Annotated in this window: 13 protein-coding genes; 6 read left to right on the top strand and 7 right to left on the bottom strand. The window is 65.0% G+C overall.

What is annotated here, in order from left to right; translation table 11 throughout:
• Nucleotides 1–141: 141 nt before the first annotated feature.
• Nucleotides 142–3,504 carry a S41 family peptidase gene (locus tag CD932_RS23785; protein ID WP_094445387.1) on the top strand — a complete coding sequence of 1,121 codons (3,363 nt, stop codon included), beginning with the start codon at nt 142–144 and terminating at the stop codon, nt 3,502–3,504.
• Here the strand turns inward: CD932_RS23785 and CD932_RS23780 are convergent.
• The 5 genes from CD932_RS23780 to prpR all read right to left on the bottom strand — a co-directional run bounded on the left by CD932_RS23780 (nt 3,501) and on the right by prpR (nt 8,815).
• Nucleotides 3,501–4,208, bottom strand: coding sequence for a LytTR family DNA-binding domain-containing protein (locus CD932_RS23780; RefSeq protein ID WP_254926746.1), 708 nt, complete (start codon nt 4,206–4,208; stop codon nt 3,501–3,503). The genes CD932_RS23785 and CD932_RS23780 overlap by 4 nt on opposite strands.
• Nucleotides 4,205–5,242 (bottom strand): sensor histidine kinase, encoded by a 1,038-nt coding sequence (locus tag CD932_RS23775; RefSeq protein WP_094445386.1) that lies wholly within the window; start codon nt 5,240–5,242, stop codon nt 4,205–4,207. Before CD932_RS23775 ends, CD932_RS23780 begins: the two co-directional genes overlap by 4 nt.
• An 18-nt stretch (nt 5,243–5,260) precedes the next feature.
• On the bottom strand, nt 5,261–6,148 hold the full coding sequence (locus tag CD932_RS23770; protein WP_094445385.1) for an alpha/beta fold hydrolase: 888 nt from the start codon (nt 6,146–6,148) through the stop codon (nt 5,261–5,263).
• A 108-nt stretch (nt 6,149–6,256) separates the two neighbouring features.
• Nucleotides 6,257–7,174, bottom strand: a complete 918-nt coding sequence (locus CD932_RS23765; protein WP_094445384.1) for a phytanoyl-CoA dioxygenase family protein — start codon at nt 7,172–7,174, stop codon at nt 6,257–6,259.
• Between the two features lie 9 nt (nt 7,175–7,183).
• Entirely contained in the window at nt 7,184–8,815 is a 1,632-nt protein-coding gene (prpR, locus tag CD932_RS23760; RefSeq protein WP_094445383.1) for a propionate catabolism operon regulatory protein PrpR, read from the bottom strand.
• Between the two features lie 198 nt (nt 8,816–9,013).
• Here prpR and CD932_RS23755 point away from each other — a divergent pair, with 198 nt between their 5' ends.
• Nucleotides 9,014–12,304, top strand: coding sequence for an EAL domain-containing protein (locus CD932_RS23755; protein ID WP_094445833.1), 3,291 nt, complete (start codon nt 9,014–9,016; stop codon nt 12,302–12,304).
• Here the strand turns inward: CD932_RS23755 and xth are convergent.
• Nucleotides 12,301–13,065 (bottom strand): exodeoxyribonuclease III, encoded by a 765-nt coding sequence (gene xth / locus CD932_RS23750; protein WP_094445382.1) that lies wholly within the window; start codon nt 13,063–13,065, stop codon nt 12,301–12,303. The genes CD932_RS23755 and xth overlap by 4 nt on opposite strands.
• Nucleotides 13,066–13,618: 553 nt before the next feature.
• Here xth and CD932_RS23745 point away from each other — a divergent pair.
• The 4 genes from CD932_RS23745 to CD932_RS23730 all read left to right on the top strand — a co-directional run bounded on the left by CD932_RS23745 (nt 13,619) and on the right by CD932_RS23730 (nt 15,263).
• On the top strand, nt 13,619–13,990 hold the full coding sequence (locus CD932_RS23745; RefSeq protein ID WP_094445381.1) for a hypothetical protein: 372 nt from the start codon (nt 13,619–13,621) through the stop codon (nt 13,988–13,990).
• A gap of 10 nt (nt 13,991–14,000) precedes the next feature.
• Nucleotides 14,001–14,189 (top strand): DUF1653 domain-containing protein, encoded by a 189-nt coding sequence (locus CD932_RS23740; protein WP_094445380.1) that lies wholly within the window; start codon nt 14,001–14,003, stop codon nt 14,187–14,189.
• A gap of 62 nt (nt 14,190–14,251) precedes the next feature.
• Nucleotides 14,252–14,719 (top strand): CreA family protein, encoded by a 468-nt coding sequence (locus tag CD932_RS23735; RefSeq protein ID WP_094445379.1) that lies wholly within the window; start codon nt 14,252–14,254, stop codon nt 14,717–14,719.
• Nucleotides 14,720–14,729: 10 nt separating this feature from the next.
• Nucleotides 14,730–15,263 (top strand): hypothetical protein, encoded by a 534-nt coding sequence (locus tag CD932_RS23730; protein WP_176461119.1) that lies wholly within the window; start codon nt 14,730–14,732, stop codon nt 15,261–15,263.
• A gap of 80 nt (nt 15,264–15,343) precedes the next feature.
• Here the strand turns inward: CD932_RS23730 and CD932_RS23725 are convergent, their stop codons facing one another.
• Entirely contained in the window at nt 15,344–16,840 is a 1,497-nt protein-coding gene (locus CD932_RS23725; protein WP_094445378.1) for a leucyl aminopeptidase, read from the bottom strand.
• Nucleotides 16,841–16,877: the final 37 nt, after the last annotated feature.

Raw genomic sequence — 16,877 nt, 5'->3', positions numbered from 1 at the left:
CCGCCCATGCAAATGGAGCGGGTTTTTTTACATCCTTATGGGCAATAAAGAAGCTTTTCTTCGGTCGTAGTTATGCCAGAATTGTTGTCCGGTATCGACATGATGTCCATGCTGCCGCCCTGACCGTTTCTGGATGCCCCCATGACCATTTCCCGTAGACTCTCCCTGCTGCTGTTGTGCGCCGGCCTGCTCGGCAGCGCCGCCGCCACTGCCGCCACCAGCTATTTCCGTTACCCTGCCGTGCGCGGCGACACCGTGGTCTTCACCGCCGAAGGCGATTTGTGGAAAAGCAGCGTGCGCGGCGGCCCCGCTCAGCGCCTGACCACCCATCCCGGCTATGAAACCCATGCGGCGATCTCGCGCGACGGCCAGTGGCTGGCGTTTTCCGCTTCGTACGAAGGGGCGCAGGATGCCTATGTGATGCCGCTGGCGGGCGGCTTGCCGCGCCGTATCTCGTATGACAATGGCGGCGTGCTGGTGCTGGGCTGGACGGCGCAGGGCGAAGTGCTGATCAGCACGCAAAACACCGATGGTCCCGCCTCGCGGCGTATCGTCGCCGCCATCGATCCCGTCAAGCTGACGCGGCGCATATTCCCCGTCGCCGACGCCAATGACGGCGTGCTCGACGATGCGGGCAAGACCCTGTTCTTCACGCGTTTTGGCCTGGCCATGACGAACGACAATGTGCGCAACTACCGCGGCGGCGCACACGCCCAGCTGTGGCGCTATGAACTCGACGGCAAGAGCGAAGCGGTGCCCATGCATCACGACGCGCAAGTTCGGGCCGGCAACAACAAGCGCCCCATGTGGTGGCAGGGCCGCGTGTATTACATCAGCGATGACAGTGGCAGCGACAATCTGTGGAGCATGCTGCCCGACGGCAGCGACCGCCGCGCGATGACCCGCCACACGCAATGGGATGTGCGCAATGCGCAGCTCGGCGACGGCAAGATCGTCTATCAATTGGGCGCCGACTTGCGGGTGCTGGACCTGGCGGCTGGCACCGACTCGCCACCATTGCCGATCAGCCTGGTGTCGGACTTCGACCAGCAGCGTGCGCGCCAGGTACGCTCGCCGCTCGATACCCTGTCCAACGTGCAATTGTCCGGCAAGGACGAGCGCATCATCCTCACCGCGCGCGGCAGGGTCAGCATCGCCGGCACCGGCAACCAGCGCCGCGTCGATATCGCCATTCCCGAAGGCGCCCGCGCGCGCGACGCCGTGTTCAGCAGCGATGACAAATTCGTCTACGCCATCGTCGACACCAGCGGCGAAAACGAGATCTGGCGCTATGCCGCCGACGGTTCCGGTCCCGGCGAGCGCCTGACCACCGAGGGCGACAGCCACCGCTGGAAGCTGTACCCGTCGCCGGACGGGCGCTGGTTGGCGCACAGCGACAAGAAGGGCCGTTTCTGGCTGCTCAACCTGGCCACCAGGGCGAATGAACTGATCGACGACGCAGGCAAGGCCGGCGTCGACAAGCATGACGAGGTGCAATGGTCGCCCGACAGCCGCAACCTGGCGCTGGTGCGCGTGGCCAGCAACGAGCAGCGCGAACAGATCGGCTTGTACAATCTGGCCAGCAAGGAACTGCATTTTGTCACCAGCGACCGCTATACCTCGGGCTCGCCGATGTTTTCGCCCGATGGCCGCTGGCTGTACTTTTTGTCGGCGCGCAATTTCCAGCTGGCCAATGGCTCGCCCTGGGGCGACCGCAACATGGGCCCCGTATTCGACAAGCGAGTCGGCGTGTATGCGCTGGCGCTGCAACCGGGCAACCGCTTTCCGTTCCAGCCCGACGATGAGCTGAGCCGCCCCGGCGTCAAGCCACCGGAGACGGACGATGAAAAGGCGGCCGAACTGGCGGCCGAAAAAGTGCTGGAAAAAGCCGGTGGCAAGGGCACCGTGAAAAAGGCGCCGGCCACCTTGCCGGCGATTGTCACCACAGGCCTGGCCGCGCGCCTGTATGAAGTACCGCTTGCGCCCGGCAACTACACGGCGCTGGCGGTGGACGACAAGCGCCTGTACTTTCTCGAACGCGAGGGTGCAGGCGACAAGGCCAGCCTGAAGACTGTGGCCATTGGGAACACCGGTTCCAAGCCCGAGTTATTGGTGGCCAATGTGCGCGAATTCGACCTGGCGTTCGATAAAAAACATTTGTATTACCGGACCGCAAGCAGCGCCGTGGCCGCGCCAGCCACTGGCCCCGGCGAGATGCTGGTGATCGAGGCGGGGATCAAGCTGCCGACCGACCTGTCCAGGGCGAAAGTGAAAGTCGACGACTGGACCTTTGTGTCGAATCCGCGCCTGGAGTGGAAGCAGATGTTCAACGACGCCTGGCGCTTGCACCGCGATTTCCTGTATGACGCCAAGATGCGCGGCGTCGACTGGGCGGGGGCGCGCGCCAGGTACGCGCCGCTGGTCGAACGCGTGACCGACCGCGCCGAACTCAATGATTTGCTGGGCATGATGGTGGCCGAAGTGGGCGCCCTGCATTCGCAGATCCGTCCCGGGGAACTGCGCCGCACGGAACAGGAAGGCACGCCGGCCGGCCTTGGCGCGGTGCTGGCGCGCGGCAAGGACGGTTATGTGGTCGAGCATATCTACCGCAGCGAGCCGGAACTGCCGTCCGAGCGCGCGCCCTTGTCGCGCCCGGAAGTGGACGTGAAGGAGGGCGACGTGATCACGGCCGTCAACGGCAAGCCGGCGCTCGGCGCGCGCGATATCAGCGACCTGCTGCTGAACCAGGCCGGCAAGCAGGTGCTGCTGCAGGTCAGGCGCGGCGCAGCCGTCCCGCGTTCCGTGATCGTCACGCCGGTCGACATGGCGAAACAGACGGCGCTGCGCTATGGCGACTGGGAACTGAGCCGCGCCGAACAGGTGGCTGCCAGCTCGCAAGGACGCATCGGCTACCTGCACTTGCGCGCCATGGGGGCGCGCGATATCGCCTCGTTCGCGCGCGATTTTTACGCCAATATCAACCGCGAGGGCCTGATCATCGATGTGCGCCGCAATAACGGCGGCAATATCGACAGCTGGATCATCGAAAAACTGCTGCGCAAGGCCTGGGCCTTCTGGGCGCCGCCCGGCGTGCAGCCGTCGTCGAACATGCAGAACACCTTCCGCGGCCATCTGGTGGTGCTGGTCGACGAATTGACTTATTCCGATGGCGAGACCTTTGCCGCCGGCGTCAAGGCCTTGAAGCTCGCGCCGCTGGTGGGCAAGCGCACGGCCGGCGCCGGTGTCTGGCTGAGCGACAATACGCGCTTGCTTGATAACGGCATGGCGCGCGTGGCCGAAAACGGCCAGTTCGGCGCCGACGGCCAGTGGCTGATCGAAGGCGTGGGCGTGGTGCCCGATGTGGAGGTGGACAATTTGCCGCACGCCACCTTCAATGGCGGCGATCGCCAGCTGGAAGTGGCGCTGGACATGCTCGGCAAAAAGTTGCAGGAGGAGCCGCTGCGCCAGTTCCAGGCGCAGCCGATACCGGCGCTGAAGCGCTAGAGGCTCGCTGCGGCACGAAACTGCTGCGCGCGGCGGCGCGACACTTCCACCCGCGTGCCGTCGGTCAGCAGCAGGTCCAGGCCATCGGCCGCATTGGCCGTCACCTGCGTGACATGCGCCAGATTGACGATCTGGCGCCGGTTGGCGCGCAGGAACTGCAAGGAATCGAGCCGTTCTTCGAGCTGGTTCAGCGAGCGCGGCATCAACGGCTGCCCGGCACCGAAATGCACGCGCGCGTAATTGCCTTCCGATGCAAACTGCACCACGTCGGCCAGTGCCACGAACCAGCAGCGCTCGCCGTCCTTGATAAAGATCTTGCGCGGTGCCGATGCCGCCGGCAGCGCCTGCACGCGTGCGCCAGCGCGCAGCAAGGCCGTGGCCAGGCGCTGCGCCTGCACCGGTTTTTGCAGGTAATCGAGGGCGCTCACTTCGAACGCCCGCAGCGCATACTGGTCGTGCGCGGTACAGAAAATCACCTCAGGCGCCGCGTCCAGCGCGGCCAGCAAGTCGAAGCCCGAGCCGCCCGGCATCTGCACGTCGAGCAGCAGCAAGTCCGGCGCGAGCGCCGCGATCTGCGCCATCGCCTCGGCGGCGCTGGCCGCCTCGCCGACGATCTCCACCCCGGGATGGGCTTTCAACAGGCGGCGCAATTCGGCGCGCGCCAGGCGTTCGTCGTCGACCAGCAGCGCGCGCAAGGTCGTCATGGCTGCTGCGGCAATTGCAGCACGGCGTGCACGCTGCCCGCCTGTACATGCAGGTTCAAGCTGGCGGCCGGTCCCAGCGCGAGCATCAGGCGCTGGCGCGCATTGGCCAGTCCAACCCGGGTCGAGCCTGACTGCGCGCGCAGCGCTCCCGTATTGGCCACCGTGATGGTGACCACGCCATCGTGACGCCTTGCACTGATGGCGATGTCGCTGCCGGCCACGTTCGGCTCGACGCCATGCTTGACGGCGTTTTCCACCAGCGTCTGCAAGGCCATCGGCGCGATGCGTACACCTTCGATTCCATCATCGAGCGCCATGGTCACGCGCAGCCGGTCTTCAAAGCGGATCGTTTCGATCGCCAGATAGGTTTGCACCGCCTGCCATTCCTCGCCGAGCGGCACGGTCTCGTGCTGGTTCGATTGCAGTGTGTAGCGCATCAGTGCGGCCAGCTGGTCGACCATGCCGGCGGCCGCTTCCTGGTTTTCAAACACCAGCGCGCGCACGCTGTTCAAGCTGTTGAAAAAGAAGTGCGGGTTGACCTGGGCCTGCAGCGCCCGCAGTTCGGCGTCCTTGGCCAGCACCTGCAGGCGCAGCGTTTCGGCCTCGAAGCGGCTGGCGCGGCGCAGCGACTGTGTCAGCGAATAAAGCACGGTCCAGACCAGGAACAGGCCGAACCACGAGACCAGCGCCGACGGCAGCCAGCGCAGGCTGGTGACGGGGCCGAACGGCTGCAGCACCACGTAGCCCAGTCCCGCCAGCGCGCACTGCAGCAGCGTCAGCAGCAGCAACGATGGCAGCACATACGGCCACGCAAAGCGGCCGTGTATCCAGCCGCGCCTTTGCAGCACGCGGCGCCACGCCATCGACAGCAGCAGGGCGCTGGCCGCACCCCACCAGCTCACGCCGATGATGGCCCGGGTGACAGGTGCAAAACTGAGGCTCGGCATTGTCAGCAGGGCGGCGACATTCCAGCCGGCGAGCTGGAAGATCCAGTACCAGGGCAAACGGACGAGCAGGGGCGGCGAAGCTTGCATGCAAAGGTGGCTCAGGAATTATTCCAAAAATTGTTCGATGCTGGCATGCAGCCAGTCGGGATCATCGTACATGATGAAGTGGCGCGCCGTGTCGGCAATCGCCATGCGCACGCCGGGCAGCTTCTGGTACTGGCTCTGGAAAGTGGCCTCGGTGGCGGCGCGCGGCGCATAGTCCTTGTAGGCGATCCAGGTGCCCAGCACCAGGGTGGGCGAGGCGATGCGCGCCACGTCCTGGCGCAGATCGGTGCCGATAATGGTGGCTAATGTCTCGATCACCGTGCTCCTGTCCGAAACGGTGCCCCAGTCGGTGATGCGCGCCACGTCATCGGGCCGGCTGGCCATGCCGGCGACGCTGCGGCGCTGGTTTTGCGCAAAGCTGGCGTCGTCCTGGGCGCGCATGGCACCGCGCATCTGCGCGGCCATGCCCTGCAGCTGCTCCGGCGTGATGGACGGCAGCTGCACCGCGCCCAGTGCCGGCAGGGCGTCGACAATCACCAGCTTGCCGGCCTGTTGCGGATGGTCGATCGCCAGTTTCAAGGCCAGAAAGCCGCCCAGGCTATGGCCGATGATGGCCGGCCGGCCCAGTTGATTGTCGCTGATATAGGCGGCCAGCTGGTTTTCCGCTTGCGCCAGCAGGTCGCCGGCTATCGGCGCCACGCCGGCAAAGCCGGCCAGGCTCAAGACATGGCACTGGCGTCGCTGCGCTGGTCCGCACAGGCGCGCCACCGTGGCTTGCCAGACCTCGCCAGAGGACGCCAGGCCGGGAATCAGGATCACGGGCGCGCCCTTGCCGGTAACGTCGACCCGGAAGGCCGGATGCGACGCCGCCGGCGTGGCCTGGACTGTGCCGGCAATGGCCAGGGTAGTGAAAAAAGCGGCGCAGCGGCGTAGCGTAAAGAGGGTCATGACAGGCTCCGTGTAGTGATCGATGCGCCTATCTTGGCCAAGCGCGCTGCGCTTGGCCACCGCAAGATGATGAACGGCTGTTGCACGGGACAAGCGGCGGCGCCGCCCTCAGATCCACTCATCCTGGTCCACGCCATCGTCGGCATGGTAGGTCAGGTATTGCACCATCCTTGGCACATCGCCGAAATTGGGCGTGGCGCAATGGGGCAGGGCCTGGTGCCAGATGACGAAGTCGCCGGCCTGGCCGGGGACGGGCTGCGCACGCAGCTGCGCCGGCGCCCAGTCGCGCGGATGCTGGCCGGGCGGCACCGTCGCCAGCCAGTCGCCGATGCGGTGCTGGAAGCCTGGCACGCAGTGGAATGCGCCATGGTGCCCGGCGCAGTCGCCCAGGTACAGCAGGCCTTGCAGCTTGAACGGAATCGGCAAGGCCAGGCTGGTATCCCAGTGCAGCGGGCTGCCCGCGAAACAGCTGCCTGGTGCTTGCGGCGGATTGAAGCTGACCTTGTCGATCGTCGGATAGATGGCGTCGCTGCGATAGAGCTGCTGGTAGGCGCGGCGGATGCGCGGATGGTGGCGGATGGCTTCCAGCGCCGGATGGTCGGAAAACTGCAGCATGAAGCCCGACTTGCCCGGGTGATCGCGGTACCAGGAAGCGCGGTCGTCCAGGCTGGCGCCCAGGTAGTCCCAGATCGCCGCCTGCGCGGCCTGGCACTGCTCTTGCGGCACGGCGCCGCGCAGCACGATATAGCCTTGCCGCTCCCACGCTTGCAGGTCGGCCGCCGACAGCACGTCCTCGACGACGGTAGCGGCGTGGGCTGCCCGCTCGCGCGTGCGCGCCGCGATCCAGGCCAGAAAGGCGTCGAACGTCGGGCGCTGATGAAACAGCAGTTGCAGGGCCTCGTCCATGAAGATGCCGCGCGCGTACAGCGCCTTGATCTGCTCCTGGTGCCGCGCCGGCGTATTGTCGGCGGCGTGGTTGCCGGTACAGCGTTGCCACAGGCTGCGCAGGTACGCCAGGTCATCCATCACGACCCCTCAAGATGCGCGCAGCCGGCGCCACAAGGTGGTGCGGCTGATGCCCAGATAGTGCGCCGCCGCGTCGCGCCGCCCGCCAAAACGGGCCAGCACCTCGGCCGCGCTTTCGGCGCGCGCGGGAACGCTGGCCGCCGGCAGAGCCGGCGCTGGCGGCAGGCCGGCATCGGCGCCCGCCTCTGCGCTCAACTCCGGTGCCACCGCCAGCAGGAAGGCGGGCGTGAGCGCCTGCAGCGGCTCGGCCGCCAGGAACAACGCCAGCCGCTCGGCCAGGTTGCGCAGTTCGCGCACGTTGCCGGGCCAGCCGTAGCGGCGCAGCAGCGGCGCGCAGGCCAGCAACTGCGCCTGCAAATTCGGCTGCGGACGCGCGCCCAGCGCGGCCAGCGCGTTTTTCAGCGACCACTCCATCAGGCCGATAATGTCGCCGGCGCGCTCGCGCAGCGCCGGCAGCTGCAAGCGCAGCACGGCCAGACGGTAGAACAGGTCGGCCCGAAAACGTCCTTCGCGGACACGTTGTTCAAGATCGCAATGGGTGGCGCTGATAACGCGCACCTGGATGGCGATCGGCCGCGTGCCGCCCACGCGCACCACTTCGCGCTCTTCGAGCACGCGCAGCAGGCGTGTTTGCAACAGCAAGGGCATTTCGCCGATTTCATCGAGAAACAGGGTGCCGTGGTTGGCCGCCTCGAACAGGCCGGCGTGGCCGCCGCGGCGCGCGCCGGTAAAGGCGCCGTCTTCGTGGCCGAACAGTTCCGATTCCAGCAGCGACTCGGCAATCGCGCCGCAATTGATGGCGACAAAGGGCCGGTTCGCACCGAGGCTGCGCGGGCTTTCGCGGTGGATCGCCTGTGCCACCAGTTCCTTGCCGGTGCCCGTCTCGCCCTGGATCAGCACCGTCGCCGGCGATTTGCCGAACAGGATGACCGACTGGCGCAGCGCTTCCATGGCGCCTGACTCGCCGCGCAGGTCGTGCAGGCCGTGGCGCGCGCGCTGCGCCTCGCCGACGGGGGCACGCCTGCTGCGGTTCGACTCCAGCTGGGTCAGGCGCGCCAGTTCCAGCGCATCGTCGAAGGCGCGCCGGATCGACGTGGCCGAATACACGAACACGCCCGCCAGCCCCGCTTCCTCGGCCAGGTCGGTGACCAGGCCGGCGCCGACGATGGCTTTCACGCCGGCCGCCTTGAGTTCATTGATCTGCGCGCGTGCGTCTTCTTCGGTGGCATAGCTGCGTTGAAAGATGCGAAAGCCGAAGGTGGACGCAAATTCGGCCAGTTCCGGCATGGCATCCTGGTACGTCACCACGCCGATCTGCGGCGAGATGCGCCGCGCGCGCGCCAGCGCCTGCATCACGTCGTAGCCGCTGGCCTTGGCGATAATCACCGGCACCGACAGCCGGCCTTTGAGGTAGGCGCCATTCGAGCCGGCCGCGATCACGGCGTCGCAGCGCTCGACGGCCATGCGTTCGCGGATATGGCGCACGGCGTCGTCAAAGCCCAGGTTGATCGGCTCGATGGTGGCCAGGTCGTCGTATTCGAGCGTGATATCGCGCAACAGGTCGAACAGGCGCGACACCGAAACGGTCCAGATGACGGGCTTGTCGCGATGGTCCAGCATGGGCAGGGAGGGGCGGTGCATGGGGACGATTGTAAAGCATTTGTTGGCGCGCCTGACGGCGAAACGGCTGGCTGGCCTGTTGTATCGCCGGCACGCGCCGCCGCTTGCCGGCGCCGCTGCGGGTGCGGATGCAATAATTGGGCGAAACTGGTTTATGATCTGTCAGCATCTTGTTGCTTGAATATATACTTTTGCCTTCTTCTTAACTTTGTGGTGTTCATGAACCGCGTTCCGACCAGCCCAGATTTCATCGCCGACGCCTTGCAGCTGATTGCCTTGCCGGCCTGCGCCTGCGACGCCAGCGGCATGGTGGTGACCGCCAATGGCGCACTGGCCGACATGCTGGGCATGGATGTGGCTGGCCGGCTGCTGGCCGACTGCTTCAGCGACGCGTATCGCGCCTCGAGCACCAGCATGCTGCGCGGTGCGCTGGGGCCAGGCGGGCGCGAGCGCCACTGGGACAGCTGCCTGCAGGGTGTCGACGCGCATATCGCGGTGCAGGTCTGGGCCAGGCCCTTGCTGCCGGCCGATGGCGCCGGCCTGGCCGGCGCGACCCTGGTGTTTGCCGACATCAGCATGCAGCAGCGCGACCAGCAGGCGCTGCGCAAGTCGTTGCTGGAGCAGCAGGCGATCCTGGAAAGCGCGGCCGTCGGCATCCTGTTTTCGCGCGATGGCGTGATCGAGGAGTGCAATATCCGCGCCGCCGAAATGTTTGGCTATGCGCGCCACCAGTTGACCGGCCAGCCCGGCGTGGCGTTGTACCGCTCCCGGGAAGACTACGAGGCGCTGGGCCGCGAGGCCAGCCCGCTGCTGTCGATCGGCCGCTCGTTCAGCACCGAGCTGGAACTGCGGCGCTTCGATGGCAGCCTGTTCTGGAGCCGGCTGCACGCACGCGCCATCGATCCGCTCAACACGCAGGACGGCACGGTGTGGATCGTCGAGGACATCAGCGACCACCGGCGCGATGAAGATCAGTTGCGCCGCGCCCTGGTCGAGCAGCAGGCCATCCTCGACAACGCCTCGGTCGGCATCCTGTTTTCGCGCTCGCGCCAGGTCCTGCGCTGCAATCCCCGTTTTGCCGAGATGTTCGGTTACGCGCAGCAGGAGATGACGGGTATGCCTGCCTGCGAGTTGTTCCCGTCGCCCGAGGCCTATGCCGAATTCGGCGCGCAGGCTACGCCGCTGCTGGGGCAGGGCCTGCCCTACGCGCGGGACGAGACACAGTTCCGGCGCCGCGACGGCAGCCTGTTCTGGTGCCGCATCCGCGCCAAGGCGGTCGACCAGGGAAGCAGCGAGCAGGGCACGATCTGGATACTGGAAGACGTCAGCGCCAGCCGCCAGACGCAGATGGAAGTGGCGGCCATCATGACCAACGCCTCGATCAGCATCCTGTTTACCAAGAACCGCCTGGTCACGCGATACAACCTGGGCTTTGCCGAAATGTTCGGCTACCAGGGCGATGAGGCGCTCGGCATGCCGGGGCGCGCGCTGTATTCGTCGCAAGACGCCTACGAGATGCTGGGTGCTGCCGCCTTTCCCTTCCTGTCGGTGGGCAAACCGTTCCAGACCGAAGTGGAGATGCAGCGCAAGGACGGCAGCACCTTGTGGGGGCAGTTGATCGCCTATGTCGTCAATCCACAGGATGCCTCGGCCGGTACCATCTGGATCATCGAAGACCGCACGGAGGCCAAGCGCGCCGAAGAGTCCCTGCGCAACGCGCTGCTGGAAAACCAGGCCATCCTCGACAGCGCCGTGCTGGGCATTTCGGTGATCGAACACGGCTACAACCTGCACGCCAACAGCAAGATGGAAGAGCTGTTCGGCTACGGTCCCGGCCAGATCAACGGCCTGTCGGTGCAGGCGCTGTATCCGGACCTGGCGTCATGGAAGGCGGCGCGGCGCGAGACGGCGCGCGACTTCGGGGCCGGCCGCGTGCACATGTCGGAGTACCAGCTGGTGCGCAAGGACGGCAGCCGCTTCTGGGCGCGCCTGTCGGGGCGCCCGTTCGACCTGGCGCACGCGCACGGCCGCTCGGTGTGGCTGGTCGACGACGTGACGGCGCGCCGCGAGGCGGCCGAAGCGGTGCTGCGCGCGCGCGACGAACTGGAATTGCGGGTGCGCGAACGCACGGCCGAACTGGCTGGCGCCAACGCCTTGTTGCAAGGCGAGATCGCCGAGCGGCGCCAGGCCGAGGCGCGCGTGCACCACATGGCCTACCACGACAGCCTGACCGGCTTGCCGAACCGCGCGCTGCTGGCCGACCGCCTGGAGCGCGCCATGCTGGCCTCGCAGCGCTCGAGCCGCAAGCTGGCCGTGATGTTCATCGACCTGGACCGCTTCAAGAACATCAACGATTCGCTGGGCCACATGACGGGCGATATCCTGCTCAAGGAAGTGGCGGCAAGGCTGTGCCGCGCGGTGCGCGCCAGCGACACGGTGGCGCGCCTGGGCGGGGATGAATTCGTGGTGCTGGTGCCGGGTATTCGCAGCGCCGAAGAAGCGGCCACCGTGGCCGGCAAGATCATCGAGTCGCTCACGCCCGCGTTTCCGCTCGAAGGCCATGTGCTGCACATCACGCCGTCGATCGGCATCTGCCTGTATCCGGAAGACGGCGCCGACGTCGACGCGCTGATGCGCCATGCCGATGCGGCCATGTATCACGCCAAGGCCAATGGCCGCAACAACTACCAGTTCTTCACGCAGAAGATGAACCAGGCGGCGGCGATCCATTTCGACCTGGAGAGCAGCTTGCGCACGGCCCTGGCGCAGGACCAGTTCGAGCTGTATTACCAGCCGGTGATCGATATCGCCACGCGCACCCTGCACGGCATGGAGGTGCTGCTGCGCTGGCGCCGGCCCGGCCATGGCCTGGTGATGCCGGACCGCTTCATTCCCATCCTTGAAGAAAGCGGCATGATCGTGCCGGTCGGCGCCTGGGTGATGCGCAAGGCCTGCGAGCAGAGCATGGCCTGGCTGGTCCAGGGCTTGCGGCCGGTGCCGCTGGCGGTCAACCTGTCGCCGCGCCAGTTCATGCATACGGGCCTGGTGGCGGCGATCAGGGCGGTGCTCGAGGACAGCGGCATCGCGCCCGGTTTGCTGGAGTTTGAAATTACCGAGACGGCGCTGATGCAGCAGGGCGAGCAGACGCTGGAGATCCTGCGCCAGATCAATGCGATGGGCTTGCGGCTGTCGATCGATGATTTTGGCACCGGTTACTCCAGCCTGGCCTACCTGAAGCGTTTTCCCGTCAAGAAGGTCAAGATCGACCGCGCCTTCATCAAGGACCTGGAAACGAGCGCCGAAGACCGCGCCATCGTCTCGGCCATCATCGCGCTGGCCGACAGCCTGCAATTGTCGACCGTCGCCGAAGGGGTCGAAACGGAGCAGCAGTTCGCGCTGTTGCAAAGCAAGGGCTGCCGCTACGCCCAGGGCTATCTGTTCTCGGCGCCGATGCCGGCGTCGAACGCGCAGATGCTGCTGGAGCGCCGGGCCAGTCCGATAGAATCTTAGTCGATGGTGGCAACCACGGGTGCATGGTCGGACGGCTGTTCCCACTTGCGGGGCACGCGGTCGATCACGCAGGCGCTGCAGCGGCCGGCCAGCTGGGGCGACAGCAGGATATGGTCGATGCGCAGGCCCTTGTTCAGGCGAAAGCCCAGCTGGCGGTAATCCCACCAGCTGAACGACTTGTCGGCCTGCTCGAACAGGCGGAAGGAGTCGACCAGGCCGATGTCGAACAGGCGCTGCAGGGCGGCGCGTTCCTTGTCTGATACCAGCACCTGGCCGGCCCAGGCCACCGGGTCATGCACGTCGCGGTCGTCGGGCGCGATATTGTAGTCGCCCACCACTGCCAGCTGCGGATGGGCGGCCGCTTCTTCGGCCAGCCAGTCGTGCAGGGCGGCCAGCCAGCCCAGCTTGTATTCATATTTGTCCGAATCGACGCTCTGGCCGTTCGGCACATAGGCGCACACCACGCGCACGCCATCGATGGTAGCGGCCAGGATGCGCTGCTGCGCGTCGTCGTAGCGCGGATTGTTCCTGACCACGTCCACCATGGGCAGCTTCGACAGGATGGCCACGCCGTTATAGGTTTTCTGGCCGCTGAATACCACCTGGTAGCCGGCCGCTTCGATCTCGGCGGCAGGGAATTTGTCGTCCGTCAGTTTGGTCTCTTGCAGGCACAAGATGTCGACCGGATTGTCGGCCAGCCACTGCAGCACTTGCGGCAGGCGCACTTTCAGCGAGTTGACGTTCCAGGTGGCTAGTTTCATGAGAGAAGATCCTTAAGGAGGAGGGCGATAGCGGCGCATCTTACCGCATGGCGCCGTCGGGTGCGCCGCGATGGCGGGCCGGCAGGTGTGGTTTATTTGCCCTGCGGGAAGATAAGGTTCAAAAAAGTATATATTTTTAACCAATCGTGGCGCATGCCGTTTCGGTTTTTGTGTATGATTCATCAAGCCACATGATTGATTTGCCAAATTTGCTTGTGTTGCTGACATGTGCTGGAAGCCAAACGCGATAAAGGTGTAAAGTTTCTCGCTACAAGGCAATAAACACTACTAAAATGGCATATTGTGACAGCCTTGTCATACAGGCTGAGTCAACCATGTGATGAACTAATTGGAATTCACCGTGTGTGATTCTGAATTACAGACCATTGCGCAAGAGGCGGATCGCAAGTTCCGCTGACGGCGCCGCCGGTCTCGTTATAGGACTGCGGCATGGTTCCGGTAACATTGTTTTTTTTCGATAAGAAATGATACTATCTGGAAATGTTGCGGTTTTAATAGTGAGACTTGCGCGTAGCATTTGCAAAGGAAGAAAATGCGAACTGCATTTGAAGCGTGGGCGCAGCGTGACGGCCACATCGTTCGGCGACGAGAAGACAAACCGGACGAATATCTGATTTTCGAAACCCAGCGGCGCTGGGTGATCTGGCAGGCTGCCTTGACCCATGGCAAAACCACGCCGAAGCCGCGCGTGAGCGCTGCCGAAAAGGCTGCCAGGGCGCAGCGTGCGCTGGAAATGTCATCCGACGAGGCCGCCGTGCGCAACAAGGTGCTCAATGAGGTGCTCGACGCCTTCAGCAGCGCCGACGGCGCCGCCGGCATGGAAGGCATCCTGAAAGTCATCCAGGGCCTGAAGATGAAACAGAAGGCAGTGGCTGGCGACAAGAGCGAAGATTCAACGGCTTGAGGAGACGGCGATGCGTTATCGGCACTACAAGGGCGGTATCTATGAACTGGTGTGCGAAGCCACGCTGGAATCGGACCTGACCCCGATGATCGTCTACCGCGCCGCCGACGGCTCGATCTGGACCCGGCCGAAAGACGTGTTCTTTCAGCTGATCGAGGTCGATGGCGTCATGGTGCAGCGGTTTGCCCCCATTAACTGATCACCGATCACTGATGGCACGCGCCAGCGCGTGCCCAGGAAAACTTCATGCCAAGTAACATCATGCGTCATGTGCTGGCCTGCGCCACGCTGGGCCTTGCCTGCGCTGCGGCGCAGGCTGAAACCGTCGGCTCCGTCGACACCGTTTTCAAGCTGATCGGTCCCGATCACAAGATCGTCGTTGAAGCCCATGACGATCCGCGCGTCAGCGGCGTATCGTGCTATCTGTCGCGCGCCAAGACGGGCGGCATCAAGGGCGCCGTCGGCCTGGCCGAAGACAAGGCCGACGCCTCGGTCGCCTGCCGCCAGGTGGGGCCGCTGCAATTCAACGGCAAGCTGCCGCGCCAGGAAGAAGTGTTCAGCGAACGCGCCTCGATCTTCTTCAAGCATGTGCGCGTGGTGCGCATGGTCGATCCCAAGCGCAACACGCTGATCTATCTCGTGTATTCGGACCGCCTGATCGAAGGCAGTCCGAAAAACAGCGTGACGGCCGTACCGGTGCCGGCCAACTTGCCGATTCCCTTGCGTTAGCGCGTCCGCCATGCGCCGCCCGCTCGCCGCCATGATGCTGCTCGCCGGACTGGCCGGCTGCGCCACCCTGACCGGTTCGACCGAGCAGATGGTGCTGGTGCAAACCATACTCGACAACCGCCAGCTGGCCGGCGCCGGCTGCATCCTCAGCAACGACATGGGCAAGTGGTTCGTCACCACGCCGGGCCGCATCATGATCCGCAAAAGCCGCCAGCCGCTCAAGGTCGACTGCAAGAAGAGCGGCTCGCCGGCCGTCGTCATGGATAACAATTTCGACGCTACCGTCAACGGCGGCAGTGCCTGGAGTAATGTCATCTTTACCCTGGGCGTGGGCTACTTCGTCGACCGTGACACGGGCGCCGCCTATGACTATCCGTCCACGCTGACCGTGATCATGCAGGAACCGGCGCGTCTGGCTGCGCCTCAGTCGCCGGTAGCGGTGCCGGCGCCGGTCGCCGCGCAACCGGCCAGCGTCGCCATGCCGCCGGCCGCACCCGTGCCCAGGCCCGTGCCTTCACCGATCCCCGATCCCGTCGTCTATTAGACAAACGCGGCAAACGCGATACGCATGAAAAAAGCCGCCAGGGTCGATTGACCGTGGCGGCTTTTGATCCTGGTCTGGCGTTACTGGACGCGATTGAGGAGGAATGTCGTCAGCAAAGGCACCGGACGGCCGGTGGCACCCTTGGCAGCGCCCGATTTCCAGGCCGTGCCGGCGATATCGAGGTGGGCCCAGGTATATTTCTTCGTGAAGTTCTCCAGGAAGGCGGCGGCCGTGACGGCGCCGCCGCCTGGCGAACCGATATTGCCCAGGTCGGCGAAGTTCGATTTCAGCTGCTCGTTATACGCTTCCTCGATCGGCATGCGCCAGGCGGTATCGCTGGCCTGCTTGCCGGCGGCCAGCAGTTCGTTGGCCAGCTGGTCGTGCGCCGCGTCCGAGCGCGTAAACAGGCCCGTGTTGTGGTGACCCAGCGCGACCACGCAGGCGCCCGTCAGGGTGGCGATATCGACCACTGCAGCCGGCTTGAAGCGCTCGGCGTAGGTCAGCGCATCGCACAGCACCAGGCGACCTTCGGCGTCGGTGTTGAGGACCTCGATGGTCAGGCCGTTCATCGAGGTGACGATGTCGCCCGGCTTGGTGGCGCGGCCCGACGGCATGTTTTCGCAGGCGGCGATCACGCCGATCACGTTCAGCTTCAGGTTCATTTCGCCGATGGCGCGGAAGGTGCCCAGCACCGAGGCGGCGCCGCACATGTCGTATTTCATTTCGTCCATGCCGGGGCCGGCCTTGAGCGAAATGCCGCCCGTGTCAAACGTGATGCCCTTGCCGACCAGGACCACCGGCGCGTCCTTGGCCTTGCCGCCCATGTGCTTGAGGACGATGAATTTCGGCGGCTGCTCGCTGCCGTTGGTGACCGACAGGAAGCTGCCCATTTTCAGCGCTTCGAGCTGTTTGCGGTCCAGTACTTCGACGTCGAACTTGTAGTCCTTGGCCAGTTGCTTGGCGGTGTTGGCCAGGTAGGTCGGGTTGGCGATATTGGCCGGCAGGTCGCCCAGGTTGCGGGTGAAGTCCGAGCCGTTGGCGATCGCGACCGCTTGCGCCAGTGCGCCGCGCGTGCCGGCAGTGGCCGGCGCCGACAGCACGATCTTGCGCACGCCGGCAGGGGCCGGGTCTTTCTTGCTTTTTTGCGAGTCGCAGCGGTATTGCCCGTCATGCGCCGCCTGCACCACGCAGCGGATCGCCCAATTGACATCGCGCTCTTTCACTTCAAGCAGCGGTAATGCGATAATGGCGTCCGCTGCGCCCAGCGAAGCAAAAACCTTCAAGGCCGCTTGCACGCCGGTGGCGAAGCTTTTCTCGCTGACGCTGGCTTCGCTGCCCATGCCGACCAGCAGCACGCGCTCGGCGGTGACGCCGTCAACGGCGCGCAGCAGCAGGGTGCTGCCAGGCTTGCCGGTAATGTCGCCGGACTTCAGCGCAGCCGAAATGGCACCCTTGCTGTCCAGCGCTTGTGCCGCTGGCGACAGTTTTTTGTTTTCGAATACCGCAACCGCGATGCATCCGCTTTTGGCCGTGCCGAGGGTGCTCTTGGTATCGAATGCTTTTATGCTAAAGTCCATTTGGTTCTCCGTTTTCATTTACTAGTAACGTGTTACT

Origin of the sequence: Janthinobacterium sp. PC23-8 (assembly GCF_002250505.1) — a bacterium.
Lineage (GTDB): Bacteria > Pseudomonadota > Gammaproteobacteria > Burkholderiales > Burkholderiaceae_D > Janthinobacterium.
The sequence above is the reverse complement of the archived record's forward strand: the minus strand, read 5'-3'. Positions and strand labels throughout refer to the sequence as shown.

Excerpts from the sequence above, each read along its gene's own strand:
- CD932_RS23785 (WP_094445387.1), top strand. The coding sequence starts at position 142 with ATGACCATTTCCCGTAGACTCTCCCTGCTGCTGTTGTGCGCCGGCCTG.
- CD932_RS23780 (WP_254926746.1), bottom strand. The coding sequence starts at position 4,208 with ATGACGACCTTGCGCGCGCTGCTGGTCGACGACGAACGCCTGGCGCGC.
- CD932_RS23775 (WP_094445386.1), bottom strand. The coding sequence starts at position 5,242 with ATGCAAGCTTCGCCGCCCCTGCTCGTCCGTTTGCCCTGGTACTGGATC.
- CD932_RS23770 (WP_094445385.1), bottom strand. The coding sequence starts at position 6,148 with ATGACCCTCTTTACGCTACGCCGCTGCGCCGCTTTTTTCACTACCCTG.
- CD932_RS23765 (WP_094445384.1), bottom strand. The coding sequence starts at position 7,174 with ATGGATGACCTGGCGTACCTGCGCAGCCTGTGGCAACGCTGTACCGGC.
- prpR (WP_094445383.1), bottom strand. The coding sequence starts at position 8,815 with ATGCACCGCCCCTCCCTGCCCATGCTGGACCATCGCGACAAGCCCGTC.
- CD932_RS23755 (WP_094445833.1), top strand. The coding sequence starts at position 9,014 with ATGAACCGCGTTCCGACCAGCCCAGATTTCATCGCCGACGCCTTGCAG.
- xth (WP_094445382.1), bottom strand. The coding sequence starts at position 13,065 with ATGAAACTAGCCACCTGGAACGTCAACTCGCTGAAAGTGCGCCTGCCG.
- CD932_RS23745 (WP_094445381.1), top strand. The coding sequence starts at position 13,619 with ATGCGAACTGCATTTGAAGCGTGGGCGCAGCGTGACGGCCACATCGTT.
- CD932_RS23740 (WP_094445380.1), top strand. The coding sequence starts at position 14,001 with ATGCGTTATCGGCACTACAAGGGCGGTATCTATGAACTGGTGTGCGAA.
- CD932_RS23735 (WP_094445379.1), top strand. The coding sequence starts at position 14,252 with ATGCGTCATGTGCTGGCCTGCGCCACGCTGGGCCTTGCCTGCGCTGCG.
- CD932_RS23730 (WP_176461119.1), top strand. The coding sequence starts at position 14,730 with ATGCGCCGCCCGCTCGCCGCCATGATGCTGCTCGCCGGACTGGCCGGC.
- CD932_RS23725 (WP_094445378.1), bottom strand. The coding sequence starts at position 16,840 with ATGGACTTTAGCATAAAAGCATTCGATACCAAGAGCACCCTCGGCACG.